This window comes from Yoonia sp. 2307UL14-13, assembly GCF_037572755.1.
Lineage (GTDB): Bacteria > Pseudomonadota > Alphaproteobacteria > Rhodobacterales > Rhodobacteraceae > Yoonia.
Genome location: NZ_JBBIFZ010000005.1, coordinates 67,700 through 93,051, shown reverse-complemented (window position 1 = coordinate 93,051; position 25,352 = coordinate 67,700). Strand labels below are relative to the sequence as shown.

26 protein-coding genes are annotated in these 25,352 nt (G+C 61.1%); 10 read left to right on the top strand and 16 right to left on the bottom strand.

Translation table 11 applies throughout. The annotated features are described in order from the left end of the window. Window position 1 precedes the first annotated feature (1 nt). Entirely contained in the window at window positions 2-1,261 is a 1,260-nt protein-coding gene (locus V8J85_RS13595) for a 3-deoxy-D-manno-octulosonic acid transferase (protein ID WP_339954296.1), read from the top strand. Beyond that, entirely contained in the window at window positions 1,254-2,534 is a 1,281-nt protein-coding gene (locus tag V8J85_RS13590) for a 3-deoxy-D-manno-octulosonic acid transferase (RefSeq protein WP_339954295.1), read from the top strand. Before V8J85_RS13595 ends, V8J85_RS13590 begins: the two co-directional genes overlap by 8 nt. Here the strand turns inward: V8J85_RS13590 and modC are convergent. The 4 genes from modC to V8J85_RS13570 are packed head-to-tail and all read right to left on the bottom strand — an operon-like array spanning window position 2,531 to window position 6,209. Further along, window positions 2,531-3,589: a molybdenum ABC transporter ATP-binding protein gene (gene modC / locus V8J85_RS13585; protein ID WP_339954451.1), complete on the bottom strand. Its 1,059-nt coding sequence runs from the start codon at window positions 3,587-3,589 to the stop codon at window positions 2,531-2,533. The two genes, V8J85_RS13590 and modC, sit on opposite strands and share 4 nt — an antisense overlap. Continuing rightward, window positions 3,589-4,284 (bottom strand): molybdate ABC transporter permease subunit, encoded by a 696-nt coding sequence (modB, locus tag V8J85_RS13580; protein ID WP_339954294.1) that lies wholly within the window; start codon window positions 4,282-4,284, stop codon window positions 3,589-3,591. Before modB ends, modC begins: the two co-directional genes overlap by 1 nt. Then, entirely contained in the window at window positions 4,281-5,012 is a 732-nt protein-coding gene (gene modA / locus V8J85_RS13575; RefSeq protein WP_339954293.1) for a molybdate ABC transporter substrate-binding protein, read from the bottom strand. The genes modB and modA overlap by 4 nt, the downstream gene beginning before the upstream one ends. Window positions 5,013-5,051: 39 nt before the next feature. Continuing rightward, window positions 5,052-6,209: an acetoin utilization protein AcuC gene (locus tag V8J85_RS13570; protein ID WP_339954292.1), complete on the bottom strand. Its 1,158-nt coding sequence runs from the start codon at window positions 6,207-6,209 to the stop codon at window positions 5,052-5,054. Here V8J85_RS13570 and V8J85_RS13565 point away from each other — a divergent pair. The 5 genes from V8J85_RS13565 (at window position 6,132) to ptsP (ending at window position 11,417) form a co-directional block, all read left to right on the top strand. Further along, window positions 6,132-6,722, top strand: a complete 591-nt coding sequence (locus tag V8J85_RS13565) for an NUDIX hydrolase (RefSeq protein ID WP_339954291.1) — start codon at window positions 6,132-6,134, stop codon at window positions 6,720-6,722. The genes V8J85_RS13570 and V8J85_RS13565 overlap by 78 nt on opposite strands. A 57-nt stretch (window positions 6,723-6,779) precedes the next feature. Beyond that, complete coding sequence (locus V8J85_RS13560) at window positions 6,780-7,184, top strand: DUF1178 family protein (protein ID WP_339954290.1); 405 nt, start codon at window positions 6,780-6,782, stop codon at window positions 7,182-7,184. Continuing rightward, a complete protein-coding gene (locus tag V8J85_RS13555) occupies window positions 7,184-7,831 on the top strand; it encodes an SDR family oxidoreductase (RefSeq protein ID WP_339954289.1) in 648 nt (215 codons plus the stop codon). Before V8J85_RS13560 ends, V8J85_RS13555 begins: the two co-directional genes overlap by 1 nt. A gap of 67 nt (window positions 7,832-7,898) precedes the next feature. Then, window positions 7,899-9,137 carry an aspartate kinase gene (locus V8J85_RS13550; protein WP_339954288.1) on the top strand — a complete coding sequence of 413 codons (1,239 nt, stop codon included), beginning with the start codon at window positions 7,899-7,901 and terminating at the stop codon, window positions 9,135-9,137. 36 nt (window positions 9,138-9,173) lie between these two features. Further along, on the top strand, window positions 9,174-11,417 hold the full coding sequence (gene ptsP / locus V8J85_RS13545; protein WP_339954287.1) for a phosphoenolpyruvate--protein phosphotransferase: 2,244 nt from the start codon (window positions 9,174-9,176) through the stop codon (window positions 11,415-11,417). Here the strand turns inward: ptsP and V8J85_RS13540 are convergent. Both V8J85_RS13540 and V8J85_RS13535 read right to left on the bottom strand, forming a co-directional pair. Further along, window positions 11,414-12,211, bottom strand: coding sequence for an EcsC family protein (locus V8J85_RS13540; protein WP_339954286.1), 798 nt, complete (start codon window positions 12,209-12,211; stop codon window positions 11,414-11,416). The two genes, ptsP and V8J85_RS13540, sit on opposite strands and share 4 nt — an antisense overlap. A 31-nt stretch (window positions 12,212-12,242) precedes the next feature. Then, a complete protein-coding gene (locus tag V8J85_RS13535) occupies window positions 12,243-12,743 on the bottom strand; it encodes a GNAT family N-acetyltransferase (RefSeq protein ID WP_339954285.1) in 501 nt (166 codons plus the stop codon). 68 nt (window positions 12,744-12,811) lie between these two features. Between V8J85_RS13535 and V8J85_RS13530 the strand changes: the two genes are divergently transcribed. Continuing rightward, window positions 12,812-13,417 carry a flavin reductase family protein gene (locus tag V8J85_RS13530; RefSeq protein WP_339954284.1) on the top strand — a complete coding sequence of 202 codons (606 nt, stop codon included), beginning with the start codon at window positions 12,812-12,814 and terminating at the stop codon, window positions 13,415-13,417. Here V8J85_RS13530 and V8J85_RS13525 read toward each other — a convergent pair. The 3 genes from V8J85_RS13525 to V8J85_RS13515 all read right to left on the bottom strand — a co-directional run bounded on the left by V8J85_RS13525 (window position 13,397) and on the right by V8J85_RS13515 (window position 16,679). Then, entirely contained in the window at window positions 13,397-14,326 is a 930-nt protein-coding gene (locus tag V8J85_RS13525) for a calcium/sodium antiporter (protein ID WP_339954283.1), read from the bottom strand. The two genes, V8J85_RS13530 and V8J85_RS13525, sit on opposite strands and share 21 nt — an antisense overlap. 98 nt (window positions 14,327-14,424) lie before the next feature. After that, on the bottom strand, window positions 14,425-14,976 hold the full coding sequence (locus V8J85_RS13520; protein WP_339954282.1) for a hypothetical protein: 552 nt from the start codon (window positions 14,974-14,976) through the stop codon (window positions 14,425-14,427). Window positions 14,977-15,053: 77 nt separating this feature from the next. Further along, window positions 15,054-16,679, bottom strand: coding sequence for a SulP family inorganic anion transporter (locus tag V8J85_RS13515; RefSeq protein ID WP_339954281.1), 1,626 nt, complete (start codon window positions 16,677-16,679; stop codon window positions 15,054-15,056). Between the two features lie 173 nt (window positions 16,680-16,852). Here V8J85_RS13515 and V8J85_RS13510 point away from each other — a divergent pair, with 173 nt between their 5' ends. Both V8J85_RS13510 and V8J85_RS13505 read left to right on the top strand, forming a co-directional pair. After that, entirely contained in the window at window positions 16,853-17,719 is an 867-nt protein-coding gene (locus V8J85_RS13510; RefSeq protein ID WP_445285906.1) for an S-methyl-5'-thioadenosine phosphorylase, read from the top strand. Window positions 17,720-17,732: 13 nt separating this feature from the next. Continuing rightward, window positions 17,733-18,263, top strand: a complete 531-nt coding sequence (locus V8J85_RS13505; RefSeq protein WP_339954280.1) for an adenine phosphoribosyltransferase — start codon at window positions 17,733-17,735, stop codon at window positions 18,261-18,263. 128 nt (window positions 18,264-18,391) lie between these two features. On the opposite strand, the gene V8J85_RS13500 is transcribed toward V8J85_RS13505, so the two are convergent. The 7 genes from V8J85_RS13500 to V8J85_RS13470 form a co-directional block, all read right to left on the bottom strand. Continuing rightward, on the bottom strand, window positions 18,392-19,804 hold the full coding sequence (locus V8J85_RS13500) for an FAD-binding oxidoreductase (RefSeq protein ID WP_339954279.1): 1,413 nt from the start codon (window positions 19,802-19,804) through the stop codon (window positions 18,392-18,394). A gap of 57 nt (window positions 19,805-19,861) precedes the next feature. Next, a complete protein-coding gene (locus V8J85_RS13495; protein ID WP_339954278.1) occupies window positions 19,862-20,986 on the bottom strand; it encodes a cobalamin-independent methionine synthase II family protein in 1,125 nt (374 codons plus the stop codon). 85 nt (window positions 20,987-21,071) lie between these two features. Then, a complete protein-coding gene (locus V8J85_RS13490) occupies window positions 21,072-22,037 on the bottom strand; it encodes a cupin domain-containing protein (protein ID WP_339954277.1) in 966 nt (321 codons plus the stop codon). 10 nt (window positions 22,038-22,047) lie between these two features. Further along, a complete protein-coding gene (locus V8J85_RS13485) occupies window positions 22,048-22,545 on the bottom strand; it encodes a hypothetical protein (RefSeq protein WP_339954276.1) in 498 nt (165 codons plus the stop codon). After that, entirely contained in the window at window positions 22,542-23,534 is a 993-nt protein-coding gene (locus V8J85_RS13480; RefSeq protein WP_339954275.1) for an ester cyclase, read from the bottom strand. Before V8J85_RS13480 ends, V8J85_RS13485 begins: the two co-directional genes overlap by 4 nt. After that, window positions 23,531-24,535, bottom strand: a complete 1,005-nt coding sequence (locus V8J85_RS13475; RefSeq protein WP_339954274.1) for a LacI family DNA-binding transcriptional regulator — start codon at window positions 24,533-24,535, stop codon at window positions 23,531-23,533. Before V8J85_RS13475 ends, V8J85_RS13480 begins: the two co-directional genes overlap by 4 nt. Continuing rightward, window positions 24,535-25,299, bottom strand: a complete 765-nt coding sequence (locus V8J85_RS13470) for an SDR family NAD(P)-dependent oxidoreductase (RefSeq protein WP_339954273.1) — start codon at window positions 25,297-25,299, stop codon at window positions 24,535-24,537. Before V8J85_RS13470 ends, V8J85_RS13475 begins: the two co-directional genes overlap by 1 nt. Window positions 25,300-25,352: the final 53 nt, after the last annotated feature.

The following is a 25,352-nucleotide window of genomic DNA, read 5'->3' as shown; positions in this document are numbered from 1 at the left end:
TATGCGCCGGGGTCTGTTGCTAAGGGCCTATCTGGCGCTATCGCGCAGCTTTCCCTTGGTCGCGCCTGCGCTGTTGCGCCGTCGTCTTGCCCGCGGGAAGGAACACCCGGATCGCTGGCGCGAAAAGGTGGGATTGGATCTGACGGCGCGGCCCGACGGCAAACTGATCTGGCTGAACGCCGTCGGTCTGGGCGAGGTTCTGTCACTGCGTGGCCTGATCGCGCGGATGGCCGAACACGATCCCGATACGCATTTCATGATCACCTCGACGACCCGTGCATCCGCCGAGGTGATCCACCGCAATATGCCGCCCCGCACATTTCACCAGTTTTTGCCCATCGATGCGCCGCGCTATCGCAGGCGTTTTCTGGATCACTTTCACCCGGACCTGTGTGTCTGGGCCGAACAGGACCTTTGGCCCGGCTTCGTGAATGAATTGGCCCGGCGCGACATCCCGCAGGCCATGGTGGCGGCGCGCATGAACGACGCCTCATACCGATCACATGTCCGGGCGCGGGCGCTGTTTCGCGATCTGTATGGGGCGATGAAAGTAATCACCGCGCAAGACAGCAGGACCGCGGCGAATTTGAAATCTCTTGGCGCTGCGGATGTCACTATCACCGGGTCGCTGAAACCCGGCGCGCCCGTGCTCGCCTGCGATGCCGGTCAGTTATCCGATCTGCAAACCATCCTGGGAAACCGGTTTGTCTGGGCGGTCGCCCCGTCGCATCCCGCAGACGAGGATATCGCGCTTGCTGCGCATCGAACGCTGCGCGAGGTCGTGCCGGGCGCATTGTTGATCATCGTTCCACGCTATCCCGAGCGCGGCGTTGAAATCGCGGCCCGATGCGACCCGAAGCCACCGCTGCGGTCGTCCGGCGAACGACCGGGTACGGACGATGCGGTCTGGATTTGCGACACGTTTGGCGAACTTGGCTTGGTCTATCGGCTGTGCATGATCGTACTGATCGGCGGCACGTTCAGCGACATCGAAGGGCACAACCCATGGGAAGCTGCGGCCCTAAACACCGCGATCGCGCACGGGCCCCGCGTTGCCAACTTCGCGAACGACTATGCCATCCTGCGAGACGCCGAAGGCGCGATACCAATCACGACGGCAGATGATCTGTCCGATGCGCTGATGAAAGATGATTTGACCCAGCGCGCGGTGAATGCGCAGGCCGCCGTCGCCAAAGCGGCTGGTGAAACCGATGCATTGGCGGCACGGCTGATGTCACTGGTCGGGGCGGATCATGGTTGACGATTTTCCACCACTGAAACTTCGGATCGCGCTGTGGCTCTACAGCCTGCTGTGGTGGGTGATGCTGCCCGTCATCTTGCTTTACCTGTGGCATCGCGGACGAAAAGATCCGCTTTACGCGCAGCACATGAACGAACGTTTCGGACGTTACGACCGCCCACTGAATGGCGCGGTTTGGGTGCATGCCGTTTCCTTGGGCGAGATGCGTTCGGCCACCCCGCTGATCCGGGCGCTGTTGGACAAGGGGGAAAAGGTGGTCACGACCCATTTCACCCCTGCCGGACGACGCGAAGCGGAACGGGAGTTCGCGACAGAGATGGCGAACGGCAGCGTACGCACCATCTGGGTTCCGTTCGAATATGGCTTTGCCTATCGCCGTTTCTTTCGCGCATTTGCTCCGAAATACGGGCTGGTCATGGAAATCGAAATCTGGCCCCGGATGATCACGGCCGCGCGAAAGGTGGATGTGCCGTTATTCATGTGCAACGCGCAATATCCCGAAAAGAGCTATGAGAAGGATAAAGGCGGTGTGCGCGCGGCGCTGATCGCGGGCTTTGCCGGCGGTTTCGTCAAATCAGACATTCAAAGGGCGCGTTTTGCCGATGCGGGGTTGCGCGATATCCATGTCACCGGCGAATTGCGCTTTGACCAGCCCATCCCGCAGGCGCAGATCGATGCTGCCGTGGCGCTGCGCGAAGGATTATCCAGAGGCCGCCCGACCTATACGCTGACCAGCGTGGTCGAGGGTGAAGACGCAATCTACATCGACATGATCCGAAAGAATCCTGACGCCTTTTTCGTCTATGTCCCACGGGCGCCCGAACGGTTCGATGAGGTCGCCCGATTGCTGCAAGATGCGGATCTGACCGTCGCGCGCCGATCTGCGCTGCTGAATGATCATCTGTTATTGGAACAGGGCCCGCCCGACATCAATGTCCTTCTGGGGGACAGCATGGGCGAGATGTATTTCTACCTCGCCCTATGTGATCGCGCGATCGTCGGGGGTGGCTTTCGCGAAAGCGGCGCGCACAATGTGATCGAGCCGCTGGCGCTAAAAAAACCGGTCATCGTCGGCCCGCATATTTGGACGATCGAATATCCGGCGACCGAGGCGATCGCTGCAGGTGTTTGTACACAGGTTCAGGATGCAGCGGCCCTTTCGCGGGTCGTGGCGCAACCGCCGACAGTGACCGATGCGCAAATCACGGCCTTTTACAAAGTTCATGCGGGCGCGGTGCAGCAGACGCTGGAGGTGATCGAAAAATTGACTTAACCCACATCCTGCGGCGCCACCGCCGTTGCCTTGATGATCGCAAAAATGGATTGCCCGACGGCCAGTTCCATTCGCAATGCGCTGCGTCGGGTGATCCGGGCCAGCAGATGATCCTGCCCCGCCCGCAATCCGACAGCGACACCGGGCCCGCGCCCCTTTTCAATCGCGGTGACGGTCACGGGCAGAACGTTCAGCGCGGACATGCCCACCGGCTTTTCACGCGACAGGATCACGTCTTGCGCCGGGATACGCAGCCGGACCTTCTGCCCCAACGCGCCCAGATTGCCGGGCATCATCAGGCGACCGCCAGAAAATGACAGTTCGGTCAGCCCGTCATCCAGCAGCCGCCCCGCGACTTTGGCCATGATCACCGCGCCCGCATCGCGCACACCAAGCTGGGGAACCAGCGATGGCGTCGCCAGAACGTCGCTCACCGGCCCCGAGGCGACAACCCCGCCGCCTTCAAGCACGACCAAAGTCGTGGCAAGGCGCGCGACCTCCGAAATATCGTGACTGACATAGAGGATCGGGACCTTGGCCGCGTCCCGCAGCCATTCGAAATAAGGCAGTATCTCGGCCTTGCGGCCTGTATCCAGCGCCGCAAGCGGCTCATCCATCAGCAGGATCTGCGGATCCGACATCAGCGCGCGCCCCAGCGCCACGCGCTGTTTCTCACCACCAGACAGACCGGCCGGGCGACGGTTCAGCAGATCCTCCAGCCCCAGCGTCGCGATGATACGGTCCCGGTCATGCGCGCCGCCATAGGTCAGGTTGCGCTCGACCGTCAGATGCGGAAACAGACGCGCATCCTGAAACACATAGCCGACGCGCCGTTTTTTCACGGCCAGATCGACCCGTGCATCTGCGTCGAACAGCACCTGATCACCCAAAGCGATGCGCCCGCTGTCGGGGCGCAGCAGCCCTGCAACCGCATTGATCATCGACGTTTTGCCAGACCCCGACCGCCCGAACACCGCCGTCACACCGGCGGGGGCATCGAATGCAGCGTCCAGGATGAACCGACCCAGCCGTTTGCGTATATCGACCCGCAGCATCAGCGGCCCACCTTGCGCGCCATGCGATGGGCCAGCCATTCCGATACAAGCAGCGCACCCATCGCCAGCACGATCGATACCACGACCAGACCGACGATCGCCGGTTCCTGCCCCGGTACCTGCAGCAGACCATAAATGGCGGAGGGGATTGTCTGTGTCTGTCCGGGAATGGCAGCGACGAACGTGATCGTCGCGCCGAATTCGCCCAGCGCCTTGGCAAAGCCCAAGACCGCGCCCGCCAGAATACCGGGCGCGATCAGCGGCAACAAGACCGAGGTGAAGACGCGCGACCGCGACGCGCCCAATGTCTTTGCTGCCTCTTCCAGCCCGTCGGGCACGGCCTCAATCCCCAGCCGGATCGCGCGGACCATCAGGGGGAAGGCCATGATCGCGGCCGCCAGCGCGGCGCCGGTCCAGCGAAAGGCCAGCGTGATTCCGAAGGTATTGAGGAGGAAAGCGCCGATGGAGCCTTGGTTGCCGAAAACGACCAAAAGCAGGTAGCCGGTGACGACGGGCGGCAGGACCAGGGGCAGATGGACGAGGCCGTTCAGCAGTTGCCGACCGGGGAAGGATTTGCGGGCGAGGATGTAGGCGACGGCAAGGGCGAATGGTAAAGCGCAAATGGTCGCGACCGTGGCGACCAGCAGCGACAGTCGGATGGCGGCCCATTCGGTGGGGCCCAGGCCCTCGATCATTGGGGTGGCTCGACGGGTGGGAGGAAGCCGAAACGGGCAAAAATCTGTTCTCCCTCCGGTCCGGTCAAGCGGTCAAAGTAGTCGGCGGCTTCGGGGCTGTCAGAGACAAGCGCTGCGACATAACGGATTGGCGGAAAGCTACCTTCAGGAAACACGGCAACAGTGCGCACATCATCACTGCTTCGCGAGTCTGTTTCATAGACGATCCCCAAGGGTGCTTGGCCCCTGATCACCTGCGCGAGGGCGGATCGCACATTGTCAAACTCTGCCAGATCATTTTCGAACGCCTCCCACAGACCGAGATTTTCAAGGGCTGCCTTGGCATAGATACCTGCAGGTACGGCCTCGGTCATGCCCGTCGCAATACGCCCGCCATTTATGGCGGCACGAATACCGTCTTCGGTCAAAGGAACATCGCCTATGTCTTTCGGGCCAACCAAAACGAGCCAATTCGTTGCAAAGTCGGCAACCCGGTCCGGAGCGACGTGGCCGCCATCGATCAATATGTCCATCCAATCGACATGAGCGAGTATAATGATATCAGCGGGCGCGCCCTGCATGACCTGCCGCGCTAAAGTGCCGCTACCGCCGTAAGAGACGACGATATCGCTGTCCGCGGTTAGCGCATCCAACGGCTCTTTCAGGCTGGCGGCGGCGAAAACGGTCACCTCTGCGGTGGCGGAACCGGCAAGCAAAGCGAGGTATATGGTCAGATACTTCAACATCATGGCGCGACTATCCGGCTGTTGCCCTTCGATGACAAGGTGTCAGACCCAGGCCCGCGATCGTTCGCGCAACTCCGTCACCCATTGTCGGATGTCCGGGTCAATCGCACCCTGGCGCGGAGCGTCTCGCAGCGTGGTGATCCAGTGCGGCAAGGGTTGCTTTTCACGTCCCGGCCCTTGCCACCGCAATGCCGCCAGAACGTCCTGCCCCGGTTGCGGCAGCGCATCGGGTATCTCGGCCCCTGTCAGTGTTGCCCAAACGCCTGTCCATAACCGCCCCACGGACCACGGATTGTAGCCGCCGCCACCGATAACCAAATAGCGCGGGCTGAGCGGCCTCAGCGCGGCCACGATCGCCCAATGCGCGTTATTCGACAGCGCCATCCGCGATTGCGGGTCTTCTTTCACGGCGTCGGCGCCGCACTGTAGGACAATCGCATCCGGGCGAAAGTCGACAACGTGGCGCAGGATGAGTTCCTCGCGGATGAAGGCCATATCGTCGTCGTGGCTGCCCGCAGGCACCGGCAGGTTGAAGACCTGACCTACGCCACGATCCGTGATCGCCCCGGTCCGCGGCCAGCGGTTTTGTTCATGGACCGAGATCATCAGCGTGTCGGGGTCGTCGGCAAAGGCATATTCGACTCCATCAGGGTGATGCGCGTCGATATCGACATAGGCGATCCTGCGCGCGCCATTCCGGCGCAGCGACTGAATCGCCAGCACCGGATCGTTGAGGTAGCAGAACCCGTTCGCCCGATCAGGAAAAGCATGATGGGTGCCAGCAGCCGGAGCGTAGATGACCCCGCCATCGCGGAGCAGTTCGCCCGCCAAAAGCGCCCCGCCCGACGATGTGGCGGGGCGACGGTACACCTCGGCAAAGACCGGGTTGGCGACGGTGCCTAGGCTGTGCCGCGCCTTGACCTCTTCGGTCACGGATTGCGCGGCCTCGGCCGCCTGCAGGGCGGCGACGTATTCCAGGGTGTGGAAACTGTAAAGCGCCGCAGGCTTCGCGCGCGGGCTGTTGATGTATTGCGCAGGCGGCAACCACCCCATGGCACGGCACAAATCCATGACCGTCGACACCCTTGGCACCCGCAACGGGTGCCAAGCGCCATAACTGGAATGGCGATAAATCTCGGACCCGATAAATTGCGGCACAGGGCTTGTCGTTGCGCTTTTGCCATTGATAAACTGCGACATAATCGGGAATTAACCCATTTTGAAAGCGGAACCATGGTCCAAATGCCAGTGCGTCAACTTCCGCTGAAATTTCAAACGAAACACAAGACCGATATTCGCGCACAGTTCGCCGCCCTTTGTTGGCGCGTAAAGAACGGCAAAATTCAGGTTTGCCTTGTCACCAGCCGCACCCGCAAACGCTGGATCATTCCAAAGGGCTGGCCGATGCGGGACCAAACCCCTGCCCTCGCCGCCGCGACCGAAGCCTTCGAAGAAGCCGGGCTCAGCGGCCATGCGATCGACCATTGCCTTGGCATCTATACCTATTCCAAGCCGCTCGATCGACGTATGACACCGGTCGTCGCGATGGTTTATCCGGTTCAGGTGCGCAAGGTGCACAACACCTGGCCCGAGAAAGGTGAACGCAAACGGAAATGGTTCACCCCCAAAAAAGCGGCCAAGAAACTGACCGAGCCGCAGTTGAAACGGATTGTTGCCGGTTTCACACCACACCAGCTGCCCAAATCATCGTAACTTGCGTCAACCTGCAGAAGCCTTATCTAAACGGTCTGACCTGGATAAACGGTAGCGATGATCAAATTCCACCTCAAATGTGACCAAAGCCATGCATTCGAAAGCTGGTTTCAGTCGGGTGCGGCGTATGAAAAGCTGACCGCCGCTGGTATGGTCAACTGCGACATCTGTGGCTCGACCAAGATATCCAAAACGATCATGGCCCCGGCCGTCAGCACGTCATCGCAGATCACGGCGCCCAAGCGGATCGAGGCGGCGCTGACCGAGATGCGGCAGAACGTCGAAAAGAACTCCGACTATGTCGGCAAGAAATTCGCTGATGAAGCGCGGGCGATGCATGACGGGGTGAAGCCGGAACGCGCGATCTATGGCGAGGCCAGTTTCAAGGATGCCAAGAAGCTGGTCGATGACGGCATCCCGGTGATGCCGCTGCCCTTTGTGCCCAGCAAGAAGACAAACTGATGACGGTGCTGATCACCGGTGCCAATCGCGGGATTGGCCATGCGCTGTTCTGCACCTATCAACAGCGTGGTGACGTGATCGGGACGCATCGCGCGCCTGATGACGGGGCAATGCTGGAATTGGACGTCACCGAGACGGCGTCACATCAAAAGTTAGCTGAAAAACTAAATGATACGCCGCTTGATCTGCTCGTCTGCAATGCCGGGATTTATTTGGATAAAGGCCAGTCGCTAAGTGACGGATTTCCGGCGGATATGTGGGCGGATAGCTTTGCGGCGAATGTGACGGGTGTGTTTCTGACCGTACAGCACTTGCTGCCCAATCTTCATAAGGCGGGCGGTGCGAAGATCGCGATCATCTCGTCCCAAATGGCGTCGCATGAACGTGCACCGGGTGGCAGTTACATCTATCGCGCCAGCAAGGCCGCCGCGCTGAATCTTGGGCGCAATCTGGCCGCTGACCTGCGGCCCCAAGGGATCGCCATTGGCATCTACCATCCGGGCTGGGTCCGCACGGATATGGGCGGCGGTGCTGCCGACATCAGCGTGGACGAGGCCGCCGCCGGTCTTGTGGCGCGGTTTGACGCGCTATCCATCGAAACCACGGGCTGTTTTGAAACCTGGGACGGGCGCCGGCATCCTTTCTAATTGCGCTTCGCCGCCCGCGCCCTTAAGGAAGCGCGGACGATTTTGAAGGTTTGCAAGGACGTGCGGGATGCCGACACTTGTCATGAAATTCGGCGGCACCTCGGTGGCCAATCTGGACCGGATCGCGCGGGCGGCGAAGCGTGTCGCGCTTGAGGTGGCCAATGGCTATGACGTGATCGTCATCGTCTCGGCCATGTCAGGCAAGACCAACGAATTGGTCGGCTGGGTTGACGAGACATCGCCGCTTTACGATGCCCGCGAATATGATGCGATTGTGTCGTCCGGCGAGAATGTCACCGCTGGCCTGATGGCTTTGCGGCTGCAGGAAATGGATATCCCGGCACGGTCATGGCAGGGCTGGCAGGTGCCGGTCAAGACGACGTCTGCCCATTCCAGCGCGCGGATCGAGGAAATTCCGACCGACAACATCAACGCAAAGTTCGGCGAAGGAATGAAGGTTGCCGTCGTCGCGGGCTTTCAGGGGATCAGCCCCGAAGGCCGGATCACCACCCTGGGGCGCGGCGGGTCGGATACGACGGCTGTTGCTTTTGCCGCGGCCTTTGGCGCCGAACGGTGCGATATTTATACGGACGTCGATGGCGTCTATACGACCGATCCGCGGATCAGTTCCAAGGCGCGCAAACTCGACAAGATCGCATTTGAGGAAATGCTGGAGCTCGCATCGCTTGGCGCGAAAGTCCTGCAGACCCGTTCGGTCGAGTTGGCCATGCGCTACAATGTCCGCCTGCGGGTGCTGTCATCATTCGAGGAACCATCAGAAAGCGCGGGCACACTCGTCTGCGATGAGGAGGAAATCATGGAATCCAACGTTGTGGCCGGGGTCGCCTATTCCCGTGACGAGGCCAAGATGACCCTCATTTCCGTCGCTGACCGCCCCGGCATCGCCGCCGCGATCTTTGGGCCATTGTCCGAGGCGGGGGTGAACGTGGACATGATCGTCCAGAACATTTCCGAGGAGGGACGGACCGACATGACCTTTTCCTGCCCGGTGGATCAGACCTTGCGGGCGGAAAAGGCAATGGAACAGGCCAAGGCAGATGGCCACATCAACTTCCACGATCTGGTCAAGGACGATGCCGTCGCCAAGGTGTCGGTCGTCGGAATCGGGATGCGCAGTCATGCGGGGGTGGCGGCGCAGATGTTCAAGGCCCTTCACGATGAGGGGATCAACATCAAGGTCATCACGACGTCCGAGATCAAAATTTCCGTTTTGATCGACAGAAAATACATGGAACTTGCGGTGCAAGCCCTTCATGATGCTTTCGAACTGGAAAAAGCGGCGTAACCCGGAAACAGGGTCCGGCCGTGGCGCGGGGGGCCAATGCCACATCGGTTAGAAAGCGAAAGCCGCAAGCTGCTTGGCCGCCTGCGCGAAGCACTCGCGGCGCATGGCGAGGGCCAGGCACGGCTTGACAAGGTCGTGCAACTGATCGCAGATTCGATGCTGGTCGAAGTCTGTTCGATCTACCTGTTCCGCGACGACGAAACGCTTGAACTTTGCGCGACGATGGGGCTGCGCCAGGACGCCGTGCATCAAACACGTATGCGACTGGGCGAAGGTCTGGTCGGGCGTACCGCCAAATTCGGGCGGGTGATCAATACGGCCGACGCCCCGGCGGAGAAGGGTTTCCGCTTCATGCCGGAAACGGGGGAGGAACGGTATTCATCCTTCTGCGGTGTGCCCATTCAACGGCTTGGCGAAGCATTGGGTGTGCTGGTCGTGCAGACCAAGACCGAACGCAAGCTGACCCAGGATGAGGTCTATGCCCTCGAAATCGTCGCCATGGTCATCGCCGAAATGACCGAACTTGGCGCTTTTGTCGGCGAAGGCGCCGCCCTTTCCGCGCGTCACCAACAACCGGTGATGCTGCGTGGCACCGTCGCGCAGGAAGGCGCGAGTGAGGGTAAGGTGTTCCTGCACGAACCGCGTGTCGTGGTGACGAACCCGATCTCGGACGACCCGGAAAAGGAACACGACCGGCTGGTCAAGGCCATCGATGAATTGCGGGCCTCCGTCGACAACATGCTGACGGGTGCGCGCACGGTGGATGCGGAACAGGCGCAGGTGCTGGAGGCGTACCGCATGTTCGCCAATTCCGGCAGCTGGTTGCGGCGGATGAAAGCGGATATCGAGAACGGATTGTCCGCCGAGGCGGCTGTCGAAAAGGAACAATCGCTCGCCCGGACCCGCCTGTCGCAAGCTGGCGATCCTTACCTGCGGGAACGGATGAACGATCTGGACGATCTGTCCAACCGGCTGCTGCGCATCCTGACGGGCCAAGGTGCGGATGCCCGCGCCGATATGCCCGACAACCCGATCCTCGTGGCCCGCAATATCGGGCCCGGCGAATTGCTGGATTACGGGAAGAAGCTCAAAGGGATCGTGCTGGAAGAGGGCTCTGTCGGCAGCCACGCCACGATCGTCGCGCGTGCATGGGCGATCCCGCTGATCATCAATGCACAGGGGGTGACAAGCGAGGCGCTGAACGGCGACACGATCCTTGTGGACGGCGAACAGGGCATCGCGCATCTGCGGCCCGATGACACGGTGCACGGGGCGTTCCGAGACAAGCTGGCGATGCAAACCCGCGCGCAGGAACGCTATGCCTCGATCCGCGATCTGCCTGCGACGACGAAGTGCAACAACACCATTTCCCTGCAGATGAATGCCGGCCTGATCGCCGACCTGCCGTCACTGGCCGGATCGGGGGCCGAGGGCGTGGGCCTGTTCCGTACCGAATTGCAATTCCTGATCCGCAACCAGATGCCCAAGCGGGCCGAGCTCTCGGCGCTCTATTCACGGGTGATCAACGCCGCGGGTGGCAAACGGGTGGCCTTCCGGACGCTCGATATCGGGTCGGACAAGGTCCTGCCTTACATGAAGCCCAATGATGAACCCAACCCCGCCATGGGGTGGCGCGCCATCCGCGTCGGGCTCGACAAACCCGGCGTGCTGCGGATGCAGTTGCAGGCACTTCTGCGCGCGACGAATGGCGGACCTTTGGCGGTGATGTTCCCTTTCATCACACAAACCCGCGAATTCCGCGACGCCAAGGCGGAAATGGACAAGGCGCTCGCCCGCGAGAAAAAGCTGGGCCACCCCCTGCCTTCGTCTCTGGAAGTGGGCGCGATGCTGGAAACACCGTCGCTTGGCTTCGCACCTGACGCCTTTTTCGAAGAAGTCGATTTCCTGTCGATCGGCGGCAACGATCTGAAACAATTCTTCTTCGCCGCCGACCGTGAAAACGAACGGGTGCGCAAACGCTACGACACGCTCGACGTCAGCTTTCTGTCGTTCATCGAACGGGTCGTCAAACGGTGCGATGCGACGGGAACGCCCGTGTCCTTTTGCGGCGAAGATGCCGGGCGCCCGGTCGAAGCGTTGTGCTTTGCCGCCCTCGGCATCCGCAACCTGTCGATGCGCCCGGCCTCCATCGGGCCGGTCAAGCATTTGCTGCGGCGCGTCGACCTGGGCGAGGTCAGGAAGGTGATGGATGACGCCACCGCGAACGGCGATCAATCCGTGCGCCGGGCGGTGGCCGACTGGCTGGTCTATCAGGTTTAAGCGGCTTTCGACGCGGACAGCACGCGATGGAATTCGTCCAGGACAACCTGTTGGCCATGCACATGCGCCAGGCGGCGCAGGCCAAAATGCACATGCGCCAGTGATACATAGTAATCCACGAAAGCATAATTCGTGCCCGCCCCGGCAGCGGCGCCCAGCAGTGGCACGGTCTGAGTCGACAGCTTTTGGGTCAGCATTGCGGCAAAACGCGGGGCCACCTTGCGGATCAGACCGCTAAGGGCGGCGCCCGAAATGCTCAACCGGGCACCGATGAAAGATGTATCCACGCCGTCATCCTCTTTCCCCGGCCCGCCCGATCCGAATACGGCGAGGCATTCCATCCGCGTCTCTTCCGACAGGGGATCCTCACCATATTCCGCAGCGACGCCCTGCACCGCGCGAAAGATGATCGTGGTCGCGACCGGCAGTTCGGCCAGCGCCGTCGACAATCCTCCGAAACCGCCCATCGCCCCCGAGATGGTGCCAGCCGCACGGTGCAACCCGTCAGACCCGATCTTTCCGCCCACACCCCCACGGGATTTGCTGGCCAGTTCATAGCTTTGGTGCAACGCCTTGCGGGCCAAGTCTTCCATCTGATTGCGAAACTGCTTGGGCAGCAGTTTCAGACCATCCTCGACCTGACCACCGACAAAGGTAATCGCCTTCATCAACACGCCATTCGCGCGGGTCTGGCGACGGGCAATCGCTGCGATCTCCTCTTTCGCTGCATTGGTCAGCGGCACCGGCGGATCGCGGGGATTGATCTCTTTCAGAACGGTTTCATCATCATGCATTGACTAAAGATGGGGGGATAGTCCGGAGATTTCAATCATCTATGGGCCTCACCATGCCAGACAAACCATCCCAGCCCCCATCAATCAGCGCCAGACCAAGAACGCGATCGGGATTCGTAGGGGGCGGCATGACAATCCCCGACAGTCGCTCAAACCCGAAACGCCGGTAATAGGGCGCATCGCCCACCAGCATGATCCGCGCCCAGCCAGCCGCACGGGCATCATCCAGACACCGCATCATCAGCGCCTGCGCCACACCTTCGCCCTGCCGGGTCGGATGAACGGCAATCGGCCCCAGCAGGATCGCGACCGCGTCCCCCACCCTTACCGACCAATTCCGCACGGCACCCGCCAGGATGCCTGCCGGATCGCGGGCCGTGAGGCATAGGGGTGCAATCGGATCTACACCTTCGCGCAACCGGTATGAGGACAGCGCCGTGCGTCCGGGCGCAAAGCACAGATCATACAGCGCCTCGACCTCCCACCAGTCAGCGCCCGTTTCCTGGGCCAGTGTCATCGCCGTCTGCTGCATCTTTCTTTCGTCTGGCCAAGCGTGCCGGGTCACGCTAACCCTTGGGCAATCCAAGGAAAAGACCGCACATGTTCTATGAACCTCAAAACGGGCACGGCCTGCCGCACAATCCTTTCAACGCCGTCGTCACGCCGCGCCCCATCGCATGGGTATCCACGCGCGGCAGCGACGGGCGTGACAACCTTGCCCCCTATTCGTTCTTCAACGCCGTCGCCTATGTGCCGCCGCAGGTCATGTTCGCCTCGACCAGCGCCAAACCCGACCGGGACGGCACCAAGGACAGCGTCGGCAATATCCGCGACACGGGCGTGTTCGCCGTCAACATCGTGGAATACGCGGCGCGCAACATCATGAACCAGACCTCCGGCCCGTGGGAACGAGAGACCGATGAATTCGCCCTGGCGGGTGTGGACAAGGCCGAGTGTGAAACGATCCCCTGCCCGCGCGTCGCCAATGCCCCGGCAACGCTGGAATGTAAGTTGACGCAGATCGTCCAACTGCCCGGTGAGGCGAACTTTACCGTCTTCGGCGAGGTCACCGGCGTTCATCTGCGCGATGATTGCATCGTCGATGGCAAGTTTGACGTCACCACCTTCAATCCGCTCACCCGCCTCGGCTATCGCGATTACTCGGTCATTCGGGAAGTGTTCAGCCTAACCCGCCCCGACGACTAACGCCGTCGTATAGGCGGCATAGGCCATCACCATCACCAGCCCCGCCATCCGGGAAATCCGGCCAAATGCCAGCATGATCAGCGCGGGCATAACCGCAGCGCCGATCAACACCCACAGGCTGAGGCCCAGCATATCGGGTGGAACGGCCAGCGGATGAACCAGGGCTGTGATCCCCAGAATACCCAGCACGTTGAAGATGTTGGACCCGATCACGTTGCCCACCGCAATGTCGCCCTGGCCCTTGCGCGCCGCAATGACCGACGTGACAAGCTCAGGCAATGACGTGCCGACGGCGACAACGGTCAACCCGATAACCGCGTTTGAGACATCAAAGGCCGCCGCAATCGCGCTTGCCCCATCGACGAGCAGTTTGGCCCCGATCAACACGCCGACCAATCCTGCAACGAAGAACGCAAAGCCTTGCCATAGCGGCCCGGCCACAACAGGCAGTTCAGGTGCATCATCCTGCGTCGCGCTGCGCAAAGTGACGATCAGGTAGACCGCCAATAGCAGCGCACAGCCCGCACCTGCGACCCGCCCGATATCGCCCAAAAACATCAGCCCGGCACACAGGGCCGTCACGCCCAGCATGACCCACCCATCGCGCCCGAGAACAGCCCGCGCCGCAACTGGCGCGATCACCGCGGACAGACCAAGGATCAGCAGAATGTTGGCGATGTTGCTGCCGACGACATTGCCCAAGGCAATCCCGGGCAAACCATCGAAGGCGGCAATCAGGCTTGTCATCAATTCAGGCACTGATGTGCCGAAACCGACAAGGGTCAACCCAATGACCAAAGGGGATAGCCTGGCCCGCTGGGCCACGCCGACAGCACCGCGCACAAGGCTTTCGCCGCCAACAACCAGCGCCACCAAGCCTGCGAGCACGAAAAGGACGTCAGCAATCATGACACGTCACCCCAGGCCAGACCGACACCTCGCGCCGCTGGCCAACCCGGACGCGCTGTGCATTTGGGCGCTGCGTGGGGTGACGTCAAGATATCCGGTCAGTCGGTGAACTGAAAATTCAACCGTGCATCGCCGCGATATGTGGTCGGCCTGTCAGGGTTCCGGAACGGGCTGCCGCCGGGCAGTGCCTCATGCTGCAGGTAGCTGTTGAAGACGATGGCGATACTCATCAGCACACCGGTGCCCTGCATGCCGGTCCGCTGCATCGCAGGCTGGAGCCGATTCAGGATGTGCCAGGCCGGATTGGCCATGCGGTTGGTCAACCGAAAGCTGCGATGCGCGGAATCGTCCACCCACATCAGATTGCTGCTGCGAAACGAAAACGACAGGATGATGTCGCCCGCCGCCTGAAACAATCCACACGCATCGCGAAAATGGTGAAGGTGCACGATGTCGCTCTCTGCCGTCAATGCGCGTTCCAGCGCCGATGTATTGGCCTGCGCATCGGCCGCGGCAATGGCACGATGAGCATTGGTGGGCGCGGTCATGATGCTGGCCATATTCGACATCTCGAACACTTCACCGACGCTGACGCTTGTCAAACGGTACTCGAAACCGCCGCTTCCAACGGCGAACAGATGAATGGGCATATCAAATTCCTTTTTTGCTAATGCAGGCACATTAGCAAAAAATCGAAATTCACAAAATAGCGCCGCAGGTAAGGAATCTAATGCCCTCCGATGATCCCCGTCCGGACATCATAGTCGACGGCCAGGGCATAGTCCGGATCGTCATCGCTATCGACCATCAAATGCCCTGCCTTCGACAGCAGCTTGTGACAATCACGGGTCAGGTGGCGCAACTGAATCTTCTTGCCTGCGTCCTGATATTTTTGCGCGACAGCCTCGATCGCCTGCAAAGCCGACTGGTCGGCGACGCGGCTCGCGGCAAAGTCGATGATGACGGTATCGGGGTCGTTTTCGACCTCGAACAACTCCATGAAACCATCGGCTGAACCAAAGAACAGCGGCCCCTGGATTTCGTAGACCTGCGCCCCTGCCTCGGTCCGGCTTTCCCGTTTGATCGCATGGATGCGCGTCGCGTTCTGCCATGCATAGGCCAATGCACTGACGATCACACCGACGACAACCGCCGTGGCCAGGTCGGTCATGACGGTGACAACCGTCACAAGGATCGTCACGAACGCATCGGTGCGCGGCACCTTCCGCAGGATCCGCAGCGAATTCCACGCGAATGTCCCGATGACCACCATGAACATCACACCGACCAGCGCTGCCAGCGGAATCCGCTCGATCAGCCCGCTCGCGAACATGATGAATGCCAGCAGAAACAGCGCAGCCGCGACACCTGCGACCCGGGTCCGTCCGCCGGATTTCACGTTGATCATCGACTGCCCGATCATGGCACAGCCACCCATTCCGCCGAAGAAGCCGGTCACCGTATTGGCCGCACCCTGCGCCAGACATTCCTGGCTCGCCCCGCCGCGCTTACCGGTCATCTCGCCGACAAGGTTCAGGGTCAAAAGGCTCTCGATCAGGCCGATCGCGGCGAGGATCAGCGCATAGGGCAGGATGATCTCGAACGTTTCCCAATTCAGCGGAACCATGGGCACGTGGAACGGCGGCAGGCCACCCTCGATGCTCGCCAGATCACCCACCAATGGCGTATCCAGCCCGAACCCGATGACGATCGCCGCGACGATCCCGATCCCGGCCAGTGGTGCGGGCACCACATTGGTCACCTTGGGCATGAACCAGATGATCGCCATGGTCAGCGCCACCAGCCCCAGCATCAGATAAAGCGGCAGGCCCGATAGCCACTCGCCATTGGCCATCCCGTGCCCCCCACCGCCATGCGCCGTGCCGGGCACCTGAAACTGGCCCAACTGGGCAAGGAAAATCACGATGGCCAGCCCGTTGACAAAGCCCAGCATGACGGGATGCGGCACCAGCCGGATGAACTTGCCCCAGCGCATGATGCCAACGACAATCTGGATAAGGCCCATCAGGACGACCGTGGCGAACAGGTATTCGACGCCATGCTGCGCCACGAGGCTGACCATCACGACGGCCAGGGCCCCGGTCGCCCCTGAAATCATGCCCGGACGGCCCCCGAATAATGCAGTGATCAGTCCCACGATGAAGGCGGCATAAAGGCCCACCAGCGGCTCTACCCCTGCAACGAACGCAAATGCGACCGCTTCTGGCACCAGCGCCAGTGCCACGGTGAGGCCCGACAAAACTTCGGTTTTCAACTGCATCGGCGTCAGCGGCGCGTCGGGATCACGAAGGGAAAGGCTGTCGGCGAAACTCGCCAAAAGTGCACGGGCCATCAGGATGTCCTGTCAAATCGGGGATTGTTGAGGCTGCCCTAACGAAGGCCGCGCAACTTGTCACCCCTTCCGCCCGACCAAAGACGCGAGGTCGCGCGATTGACGTGGCAAACAGGGTTCACATTTCACCCGATCCGTTTCAGTGTCCCCATGACCATACGACGAGGGCGATCATGCAAACCAAAATCGGGATCATCGGCGGATCCGGCATTTACGATATGGAGGGACTGCAGGATGCGACATGGACCAGTGTCGACAGTCCCTGGGGCACGCCGTCCGATGACATTCTGACCGGCACGCTTGACGGCGTCGCGATGGCGTTCCTGCCCCGCCACGGGCGTGGGCACGTGCATTCGCCGACCACTGTGCCGTACCGCGCCAATATCGACGCGCTGAAACGGGTCGGCGTGACGGATATTATTAGCGTCAGCGCCTGCGGATCATTCCGGGAAGAGCTGGCACCGGGCGACTTCGTCATCGTCGATCAATTCATAGACCGGACCTTTGCCCGCGAGAAATCGTTCTTCGGCACCGGCTGCGTCGCCCATGTGAGCGTCGCGCACCCGACCTGTGACCGCCTGTCCAGCGTCTGCGAAAAGGCGGGGCGCGATGCCGGGATCACGATACATCGGGGGGGCACATACCTTGCCATGGAGGGCCCGCAATTCTCATCCATGGCCGAAAGCAAGCTCTACCGTGAATGGGGCTGCGACGTGATCGGCATGACCAACATGCCCGAAGCGAAACTCGCCCGCGAGGCCGAGATTTGCTATGCCTCCGTCGCCATGATCACCGATTATGACAGCTGGCACCCCGATCACGGGGCGGTGGATATCACCGAAATTATCGCGACTTTACGAGGGAATGGCAGCAAAGCCCGCGATCTGGTCGCGCGCCTGCCCGCCCTTCTCGGCCCCGATCGCGCCCCCTGCCCGCATGGCTGCGACCGGGCGCTCGAACATGCCTTGATGACCGCCCCCGACAAACGGGACCCAGCCCTGACCGCCAAACTCGATGCCGTTGCGGGTCGTGTTCTTTGAAAGAGTGAGCCCCATGAAAACTGTCCAAGACTACATCCGCACGATCCCCGACTTTCCCCATGAAGGGATCATGTTTCGGGATGTCACAACGCTTTTCAACGACCCGCGCGGCTTTCGGATCGCTATTGACCAACTTTTGCACCCGTATGCGGGCCAGCCGATCGACAAGGTCGTGGGGCTTGAAGCCCGTGGCTTTATCCTCGGTGGTGCGATCGCGCACCAACTTTCCCTGGGCTTCGTCCCGATCCGGAAAAAAGGCAAGCTGCCCGGCAAAACCATCGAACAGCCCTACACGCTGGAATATGGCGAGGCCGTGATGGAGGTGCACGACGATGCGCTGCAGGCCGGTGAAAAGGTCCTGCTGGTCGATGACCTGCTCGCCACCGGCGGCACGGCGGAGGCTGGGATCAAGCTGATCGAACGGATGGGGGCCGAGGTCATCGGTTGCGCCTTCATCATTGATCTGCCCGATCTGGGCGGACGGAAAAAGCTGGAGGCGCTGAACATGGATGTCCACGCCTTGTGTGAATTCGAAGGCGACTAACCTCCTCTTTTGGCCAAAAATATCCCCGCCGGAGGCAGCGCGACGGTTCAAGAAAACCAGCGCCAAAGTAGCGCACGGGATCGCCACACACGGCCAAACATATCTCGCGCCGCAGGCGCTCCTTTGGATCAGAGCTGTCGCAAAACAGCCCCGGGGTTCATGATGCCCAGCGGGTCCAGCGCGTCCTTCACCGCGCGCAGCATGGCCATCTTGGCCGGGTCGGCATACCGTTCCAGATCATCCACTTTCAGTCGCCCAATACCATGTTCGGCACTGACCGAGCCGTCCATCTGATGCACCAGATCATGCACGGCCTGTTTCACCAATGCGCGCTCTGTTTCATAATCCGCACGACTCGATCCCGGCTTTGGAAACACGTTGTAATGCAGGTTCCCGTCGCCCAGATGTCCAAAGCAGTTGATGCGAAATTCGCCAATCTCTGCAAGAACTTTTGGCGCCCGCTGAATAAATCCGGGGATCGCGCCCAGCGGGACCGAGATGTCATGCGAACTGACCGATCCGATCCGCCGGTTCGCCTCGGGAATGCTTTCACGGATGTGCCAGAAATCGGCGCGTTGGGTCATGTTCTGGGCGATCACGCCGTCGCTGACGAGGCCCTGTTCCAAAGCCTCCGCAAACAGGTTCTCCAACGCGACATCCGGCGCCAGACCGGCGGGCAGTCCGACATCGATCAAGACGCACCATTCGGGCACCGTTTCAAAGGGCACCCGTATTTCGGGCCCGACTTCCGCAAGAAAATCAAAGCCTTGCCGATGCATGATTTCGAACGCGGAAATCCCATCGCCGATTTGCGCCCCGGCCAAGGCGAGAAGATCCAAGGCCGCGTCCGGGGACGGCACCACCATCATCGCGGCCCCGACCTCTGCCGGGCGCGGTGCAAGTTTCAGCGCAGCGCCTGTGATGATCCCAAGTGTCCCCTCTGCCCCGATCATCAGATTGCGCAGATCATACCCGGTATTGTCCTTCCGCAGCCGTGTCAGCCCGTGCCAAATCGACCCGTCGGGGCGCACGATCTCGAGCCCCAGACACTGCGCGCGGGCATTGCCGTAGCGCAGGACATTCACTCCACCGGCATTCGTCGCCAACAAGCCCCCGATCCGTGCGGACCCTTCCGAAGCCAGTGACAACGGGAAGAGGCGGTCAACATCCTCCGCCGCTTTCCGGATATCGGCGAGGATCACGCCCGCGTCACAAACCAGAACATTTTCAACGGGATAGATGTCGCGGATGCGGTTCATCCGTTCCAGCGACAGCACGACCGGCGCCGCGCCATCCTCTAGCAGTTGACCACCGACCAGACCTGTCCCGCCGCCATATGGCACCACGCCTATCCGCGCCTCGGCGCAGGCTTTGACGACTACCGCGACCTCTTCCGTCGATCCTGGTGCTATGACCAGCCCCCGCCCCGCCCAGCGCCCGCGCGGTTCTGTGAGGTAAGGTGCAGTATCCTCTTTGAACGCGGCAGCGGGCAGCAGTTCGCGCAGTTTGGCGGCGAAATCGTCAGTGACGGGGTTGAGCATTTCGTTGTCCTTTCAGCCCTCTACATGGGCCAAAAGGCAGGCCAGTCCAACCTGATTTCAGGCCGCGTTTGCCGCGCCTTCCGACAAGGCACCCAGCTTGGCATAGGCGATCTCGGGGTCGACCGCGCCAAAGCCCGCGAAGGTCCCGAATCCGCAATCCGATCCGGCGATCACGCGATCTGCACCGACGATTTTCGTAAACCTTTCAATACGTTGCAACACAAGTTCCGGATGTTCGACAAAATTAGTCGTGGTGTCCACCACACCGGGAACCAGAACCTTATCATCCGGTATATCGCCCGCACGGTCGCGGAACACGGTCCATTCATGGCCGTGGCGCGGGTTGGATGTCTCGAACAACACGTACCGCGATTTTGTCGCCATCAGCGTATCGAACATCTTGGCCATCGGAATGTCGCAGACATGCGGTCCTTCGTAATTTCCCCAGCAGATATGCACGCGCACTTTGTCCTGCGGCACGTCGGACAAGGCGTGATTCAGCGCCTCGACATGGCTTGCCGCGATCTTAAGGAATTCATCATCGGACAAATCGTTAAACAACATGTGACGCGACAGTGCGAGGTCGGGGCAGTCGAGTTGCACGTCAAGGCCCGCGGCGACGATTGTCTCGTATTCTTCCTTCATCGCGTCGGCCAAGGCGGCCAAGTAAGCCTCGCGTGTTTTGTAAAAATCGTTCTGCAAAAACAATGAGATGACACCCGGGGAGGCCGCGTTCATGAAACCGCGTGTCGCACCATGTTCAGCCATTGCCGCCTTGAGGTTGGCGATATCTTTTTGCAACTCGCCCTGCCCTTTGGACTTCACCTCGCCCACGCACATGGGTCTTGCGTATTGGGGGGTGCCGCCGCCTTCCGCTAAGCGTTTGAGAAAGCTGGGGAATTTCTTGAGGTCGGCGGGCGCATTGCGCGGACTGTCGCCGTCGAAGCCGGTATAGCGATCTTTGACATAGGTAGCATAGCTGATCTTGGACGTCTCGCCGTCGCTGACGATGTCGATGCCTGCATCCACTTGTTTTTTCACGGTTTCCGAGACCGCTGCGGTCATCGTGGCGTCGAATGCGGCCTGATCGTAGGCTTCATTGTTTTCGCGGGCGAAGATGAAATCCACCACCTCTTGCGTGCGCGGCAGAGAGCCGGTGTGCGTTGTTAAGACTTTGGCCATTTGGCGGTTTCCTCGCTATCGAAATTTTATCGGAATACTATCGGAATTCCATCGGACCCTTGCGTGCGGTGGGTCGCGTTAACCATTAACCTTTCCAGGTCGGTCCGGCAGGATCATCGGTGGCGACGACGTGGTAAAGGCTCGCCTCTCCGGTCATGGCGGGCACGGCACTGTGCGGCAGATTTTCGGGCACCGACATCGTGTCGCCGGGGGCGAGCGTCGCGGTACCATCGTCCCACGCGACCCGCCAATGCCCGCGCATCGGCATCAGGACCGAAGGGCGGTCATGCTGGTGCATCTGATCGCTGGCTGACGCCCGTGTGACGAAAGCGACCTCAAATCCCGGCTTGTCTGGCAACATGCCCTTCTCGCCGATCACGATCGCCGGTTTCGTATCGGCCATGGCCACCATGTCCCAATAACGCGCAACGTGCCGAGGGATCACATCCGCCGTCGTCGGCTCGGGGTAGTTCATCAATTCTTCAGGGGTCAGCAATGGCATCGGCATGACCCCGTCGGGTAGGTTTTGCCCCTTCTTGCTGTCGTAGAGTTTGCCATTCTGGCCCAAGACCAGCCCATGATCCTGCGCGTCCGTGATCACGTGCGGTGCCCAGATGACCCCGCCGCCCGCATCATCCCCGCCAAGGATCGCCATGATCATCCCGTAATCGGTGCCGATGTTTTCGAATCCGCGGAAAATGCCGGTGGGGATGTTGAAGATGTCGCCCTCTTCCAGCACGACCTCGCCCGCGGTTCCGTGCTGCCCCCAGAAAAACCGCCAGCGGCCCTTGAGGACGAAAAACACCTCGGCCGTACGGTGGGAATGCAGCGAGTTCCGGCATTTCGGCGGCTGCCCCGCCGCCCCGATGTTGAAGCCGTGCGGGATCGCGATATGCACATGCTGGTCCGGGCTTTCGGACACGCCGCCGCCGATGATCGTGAAGTTTTCCTTTTGATCCGATCCTGGCGTGTGGGCGTCGATAAAGGCGGTTTTGCAGGGCTGCAGATCGCCATAGCGGACGATGCGGTGTTCCATTTCGGCGGGTGTCATTTGCTTTCCTTTAACAGGGCGGTAGGATTTCGCGCGCAAGATTGTTCCATGCTTGAGCGCCCGCGCTTTGAAGTTCTGGATTGGCAGGTGCACTTGTTGTGATACGCAGCATGAGCATCTGGCCACCGAGCGCCGTGCGCCACTTGAACTGCTCCAGCCCCCAGTGCGCAACATGCTCAATATAGCCAGCAACTGTTCCAAGCGGTGCCGCGTTCACAGTGCAGTTCGGGACGCTCGCAACACAATCATCCTGCAGCACGGCGATGGTATTGGTCCCCTGTGTCAGCCGCACCTCAAGGTCGCGCGCGTCAATGCCCAACATCAGTTGAACGGTGACAAACGGATCGGCCATCGCCGTTCCGGTTGCAGTACCGGGTTCAATGACTTGCATGCGCGGCAACCCTTCGTACTGCATAGCAACGTTGGCGAGGTCGTCTGTACAAAACGCAGTTTGCGCCCCAGCGATCATCGGGACAAAAGCGAGCGTTATGGGGAGAGCAATCCTCATTTGGACGACGCTCTTGCCATCAAAATCTGTTTCCAGATGGCCACTTCGTCGTAAAGCGCCCATTCCCGGCGGAGGCCGATGCCGTCAGGGCCATAAGGCCCGAATTCGGCGTGGCTGATCCCCATGACGTGCACCTTGGCGCCTGTCGGTGCGCCGAAGGTCCCCCAGCCGTCATGCACGCCGTCTAACGACCAGCGGATCGCGGCGCGGGGGGGCAGCATGTTACCCTCCATCCCGATCTGGTGGTGGATTTTGAAGTCCGCGTGCGGAAAGGACGACCGCAGCCCGACCCAGAATTCCAGCACGTCGTCCCAGCCGATGGCCCGTTTCGCCCCCGCATATTCGCCGATCACCGCCCGGTCATAGCTGTCGCGGATATGGGTGAAATCGTGGTTCATGATCCGGGTGAGCGTGTCGGCATAGCGCTGGCCCCAGGTGTTGTCGTTGCCTGTGCCGCTATAATCGCCCTGGATGTCGGCGTCGGGCGTGAAGGGTTTGCTGGCCTGATCCGGGCCGCCTTCGCGGTCGATCAGGCTGGCGGCATAATCGCGCGGGTCGAGGCCCAGTTGCCGCACGATGCCACCGTAATCGCGGACGAGCCATTCGTCATAGATCGTGTCCTCTTTCGCGGCGCAATCGGCGAGGACATAGACCTGCCAATGCTTGCCCGTCGCCGGACCGAACTGGCCGTCGCGGGTATGGGTGGCCTTGGTCAGCAGCCGGTGGGAGGACAGGTAGCCGGTGTCGGCATCGCCGGACCAGATCACATCCTCGCCCAAAAGCTCTCGGTCGGGGAATTCGTTAATCGTGGCCATGGTTGACGCGATGACGGCCTGATTGCCGCGGCTGATCCCCATGGGTGACCGCACGGGGATGTCGTCGCTGTAATAATGGTTCAGCGTGCCGACGCCGCGATCTTCCCAGATTTCCTTGGTGATCCCGATGATGTAGTCGGGGAAATCTTTCCAGCGATTGGAAAAGCCTTTCATTGTATTGGGTCCTTGGTGCTGCCGCGCCGGATCAGCGGGCTTTCGATTTCGATGTGTTTTGTGGGACTTGTGGGATTCTCGATGCGCGTCAGAAGCGCATCGACGGTGGCATCGACCATGCGATTGAGGGGTTGCCGCATCGTGGTCAGGTCGTAGGCCGCCCAAGCGGCGAGCGGGACATCGTCATAGCCGATCACCGCCACATCATCCGGGACGCGCAGCCCAAGTTTGCCGCGCAAGGTATCCATGACAGAGAACGCCATGTGATCGTTGCCGACAAAGATCGCATCGGGCGGGTTCGGTCCGGTCATCAGTGTCTCGGTCGCGGCGGCGGCTGTATCGCGATGATACATCCCGTCGATGATCTGCGGTGTGATCCCGGCCCCATGCATGGCCTCGCAGAACCCCTGCTGCCGGTCGCGCCCGGTGGAGGAGCCCTGCCAACCGCTGATATGGGCGATCACCTTGTGCCCGCAATCCAGCAGGAATTGCCCCGCTGCGCGGCCCCCTTCGACATTGGCGGAGGTCACGCTGGACACGTCTGCCCCGTCTTGTCCGCGATTGAACATGACAATGGGAATGCCTGCCGCGTTGCACCGATCAGTCAGGTCGTTGGTCATCCCGACCGAGGCGGTGATGATCCCGTCGACCTGATAGTCGAGCAGTTGCTGCATGACCTCTTCGATATCGGCCCGGCTGTTGGCGGCGGTGAAGACGAGGATGTGATAGCCCCGCTCTTGCAGCGCATTCGACAGCCTTTCCAGCGCGTGTGGGTAGAATTGATTGTCGAGGTAGGCCACGACCAGTGCGATCATCCGGCTTTTGCCGGTGATCATGGCGCGGGCCATCATGTTGGGGCGGTAACCGAGTTCTTCGGCGGCCTTGCGCACCTTTTGGACCGTTTTCGCGCTGGCCGACGCCCCGGGCGTGAACACCCGGCTGACCGCCGACTGGCTGACGCCTGCGCGCTCCGCCACCTGAAGGGAGGTGATCTTTTCCATCAATCCGCCGTCCAGCCGCCGTCGATCAGCATGTGGGTGCCGGTCATCAGCGCGGAGGCATCGGAGGCGAGATAGACGACCGGCCCCATGATATCGCTGACCTCGCCGATGCGGTCGAGTTTGATTTTCTCCATGATCCATTTGACCCGGTCGGGGTTCTGGAACGTGGGCTCGGTCAGGGGGGTGCGGATGAAGGTCGGGCAGATCGTGTTGACCCGGATCCCCAGCTTGCCCCACTCGATGGCCATGGCCTTGGTGAAGCCTTCGACGGCGTGTTTCGTGCCGCAATAGACGGCCCGGTCGATCCCGCCGACATAGGCCATCTGGCTGGTGATGTTGATCAGGCTGCCGGGTTTGCCGGCGTCGATGAGGCCTTTGGCGACGGCGCGGGTGAGGAAGTAGGCACCCTTGAAGTTGAGGTTCGAGACGGCGTCGAAATCGGGTTCTTTCGTGTCCAGCACGGGGGTGTGGATGGCGAGGCCCGCGGCGTTGACGAGGATATCGAAGGGGCCATTGGCGGCGACGGCACCTGTCGTCGCGCGAATGTCGGAGACGTCGAGGGGGAGGACGTCGGCGCTCATCCCAGCGTCGGTCATCTGCTGGGCGATGTCGTTGAGTTTGTCCTTGCTGCGTGCGGCGAGCGTGACCGTGGCCCCTGCCTGCCCCAAGGCCACTGCGCAGCCGAGGCCGATGCCGGAGGAAGCGCCGGTAACCAAAGCGCGTTTGCCGGTCAGGCTGAAGGATGGCGTTTGTGGCAGGGTCATCGGGTGGTTCCTGTGGCCGGTGTGGGAGCCTCCGGCGGGAGTATTTTTGGCGA

Bases quoted from the DNA above. Each gene is read 5' to 3' on its own strand.
- V8J85_RS13595 (WP_339954296.1), top strand. From the start codon at position 2: ATGCGCCGGGGTCTGTTGCTAAGGGCCTATCTGGCGCTATCGCGCAGC.
- V8J85_RS13590 (WP_339954295.1), top strand. From the start codon at position 1,254: ATGGTTGACGATTTTCCACCACTGAAACTTCGGATCGCGCTGTGGCTC.
- modC (WP_339954451.1), bottom strand. From the start codon at position 3,589: ATGCTGCGGGTCGATATACGCAAACGGCTGGGTCGGTTCATCCTGGAC.
- modB (WP_339954294.1), bottom strand. From the start codon at position 4,284: ATGATCGAGGGCCTGGGCCCCACCGAATGGGCCGCCATCCGACTGTCG.
- modA (WP_339954293.1), bottom strand. From the start codon at position 5,012: ATGATGTTGAAGTATCTGACCATATACCTCGCTTTGCTTGCCGGTTCC.
- V8J85_RS13565 (WP_339954291.1), top strand. From the start codon at position 6,132: ATGGCGATAAATCTCGGACCCGATAAATTGCGGCACAGGGCTTGTCGT.
- V8J85_RS13570 (WP_339954292.1), bottom strand. From the start codon at position 6,209: ATGTCGCAGTTTATCAATGGCAAAAGCGCAACGACAAGCCCTGTGCCG.
- V8J85_RS13560 (WP_339954290.1), top strand. From the start codon at position 6,780: ATGATCAAATTCCACCTCAAATGTGACCAAAGCCATGCATTCGAAAGC.
- V8J85_RS13555 (WP_339954289.1), top strand. From the start codon at position 7,184: ATGACGGTGCTGATCACCGGTGCCAATCGCGGGATTGGCCATGCGCTG.
- V8J85_RS13550 (WP_339954288.1), top strand. From the start codon at position 7,899: ATGCCGACACTTGTCATGAAATTCGGCGGCACCTCGGTGGCCAATCTG.
- ptsP (WP_339954287.1), top strand. From the start codon at position 9,174: ATGCCACATCGGTTAGAAAGCGAAAGCCGCAAGCTGCTTGGCCGCCTG.
- V8J85_RS13540 (WP_339954286.1), bottom strand. From the start codon at position 12,211: ATGCATGATGATGAAACCGTTCTGAAAGAGATCAATCCCCGCGATCCG.
- V8J85_RS13535 (WP_339954285.1), bottom strand. From the start codon at position 12,743: ATGCAGCAGACGGCGATGACACTGGCCCAGGAAACGGGCGCTGACTGG.
- V8J85_RS13530 (WP_339954284.1), top strand. From the start codon at position 12,812: ATGTTCTATGAACCTCAAAACGGGCACGGCCTGCCGCACAATCCTTTC.
- V8J85_RS13525 (WP_339954283.1), bottom strand. From the start codon at position 14,326: ATGATTGCTGACGTCCTTTTCGTGCTCGCAGGCTTGGTGGCGCTGGTT.
- V8J85_RS13520 (WP_339954282.1), bottom strand. From the start codon at position 14,976: ATGCCCATTCATCTGTTCGCCGTTGGAAGCGGCGGTTTCGAGTACCGT.
- V8J85_RS13515 (WP_339954281.1), bottom strand. From the start codon at position 16,679: ATGGCCCGTGCACTTTTGGCGAGTTTCGCCGACAGCCTTTCCCTTCGT.
- V8J85_RS13510 (WP_445285906.1), top strand. From the start codon at position 16,853: ATGCAAACCAAAATCGGGATCATCGGCGGATCCGGCATTTACGATATG.
- V8J85_RS13505 (WP_339954280.1), top strand. From the start codon at position 17,733: ATGAAAACTGTCCAAGACTACATCCGCACGATCCCCGACTTTCCCCAT.
- V8J85_RS13500 (WP_339954279.1), bottom strand. From the start codon at position 19,804: ATGCTCAACCCCGTCACTGACGATTTCGCCGCCAAACTGCGCGAACTG.
- V8J85_RS13495 (WP_339954278.1), bottom strand. From the start codon at position 20,986: ATGGCCAAAGTCTTAACAACGCACACCGGCTCTCTGCCGCGCACGCAA.
- V8J85_RS13490 (WP_339954277.1), bottom strand. From the start codon at position 22,037: ATGACACCCGCCGAAATGGAACACCGCATCGTCCGCTATGGCGATCTG.
- V8J85_RS13485 (WP_339954276.1), bottom strand. From the start codon at position 22,545: ATGAGGATTGCTCTCCCCATAACGCTCGCTTTTGTCCCGATGATCGCT.
- V8J85_RS13480 (WP_339954275.1), bottom strand. From the start codon at position 23,534: ATGAAAGGCTTTTCCAATCGCTGGAAAGATTTCCCCGACTACATCATC.
- V8J85_RS13475 (WP_339954274.1), bottom strand. From the start codon at position 24,535: ATGGAAAAGATCACCTCCCTTCAGGTGGCGGAGCGCGCAGGCGTCAGC.
- V8J85_RS13470 (WP_339954273.1), bottom strand. From the start codon at position 25,299: ATGACCCTGCCACAAACGCCATCCTTCAGCCTGACCGGCAAACGCGCT.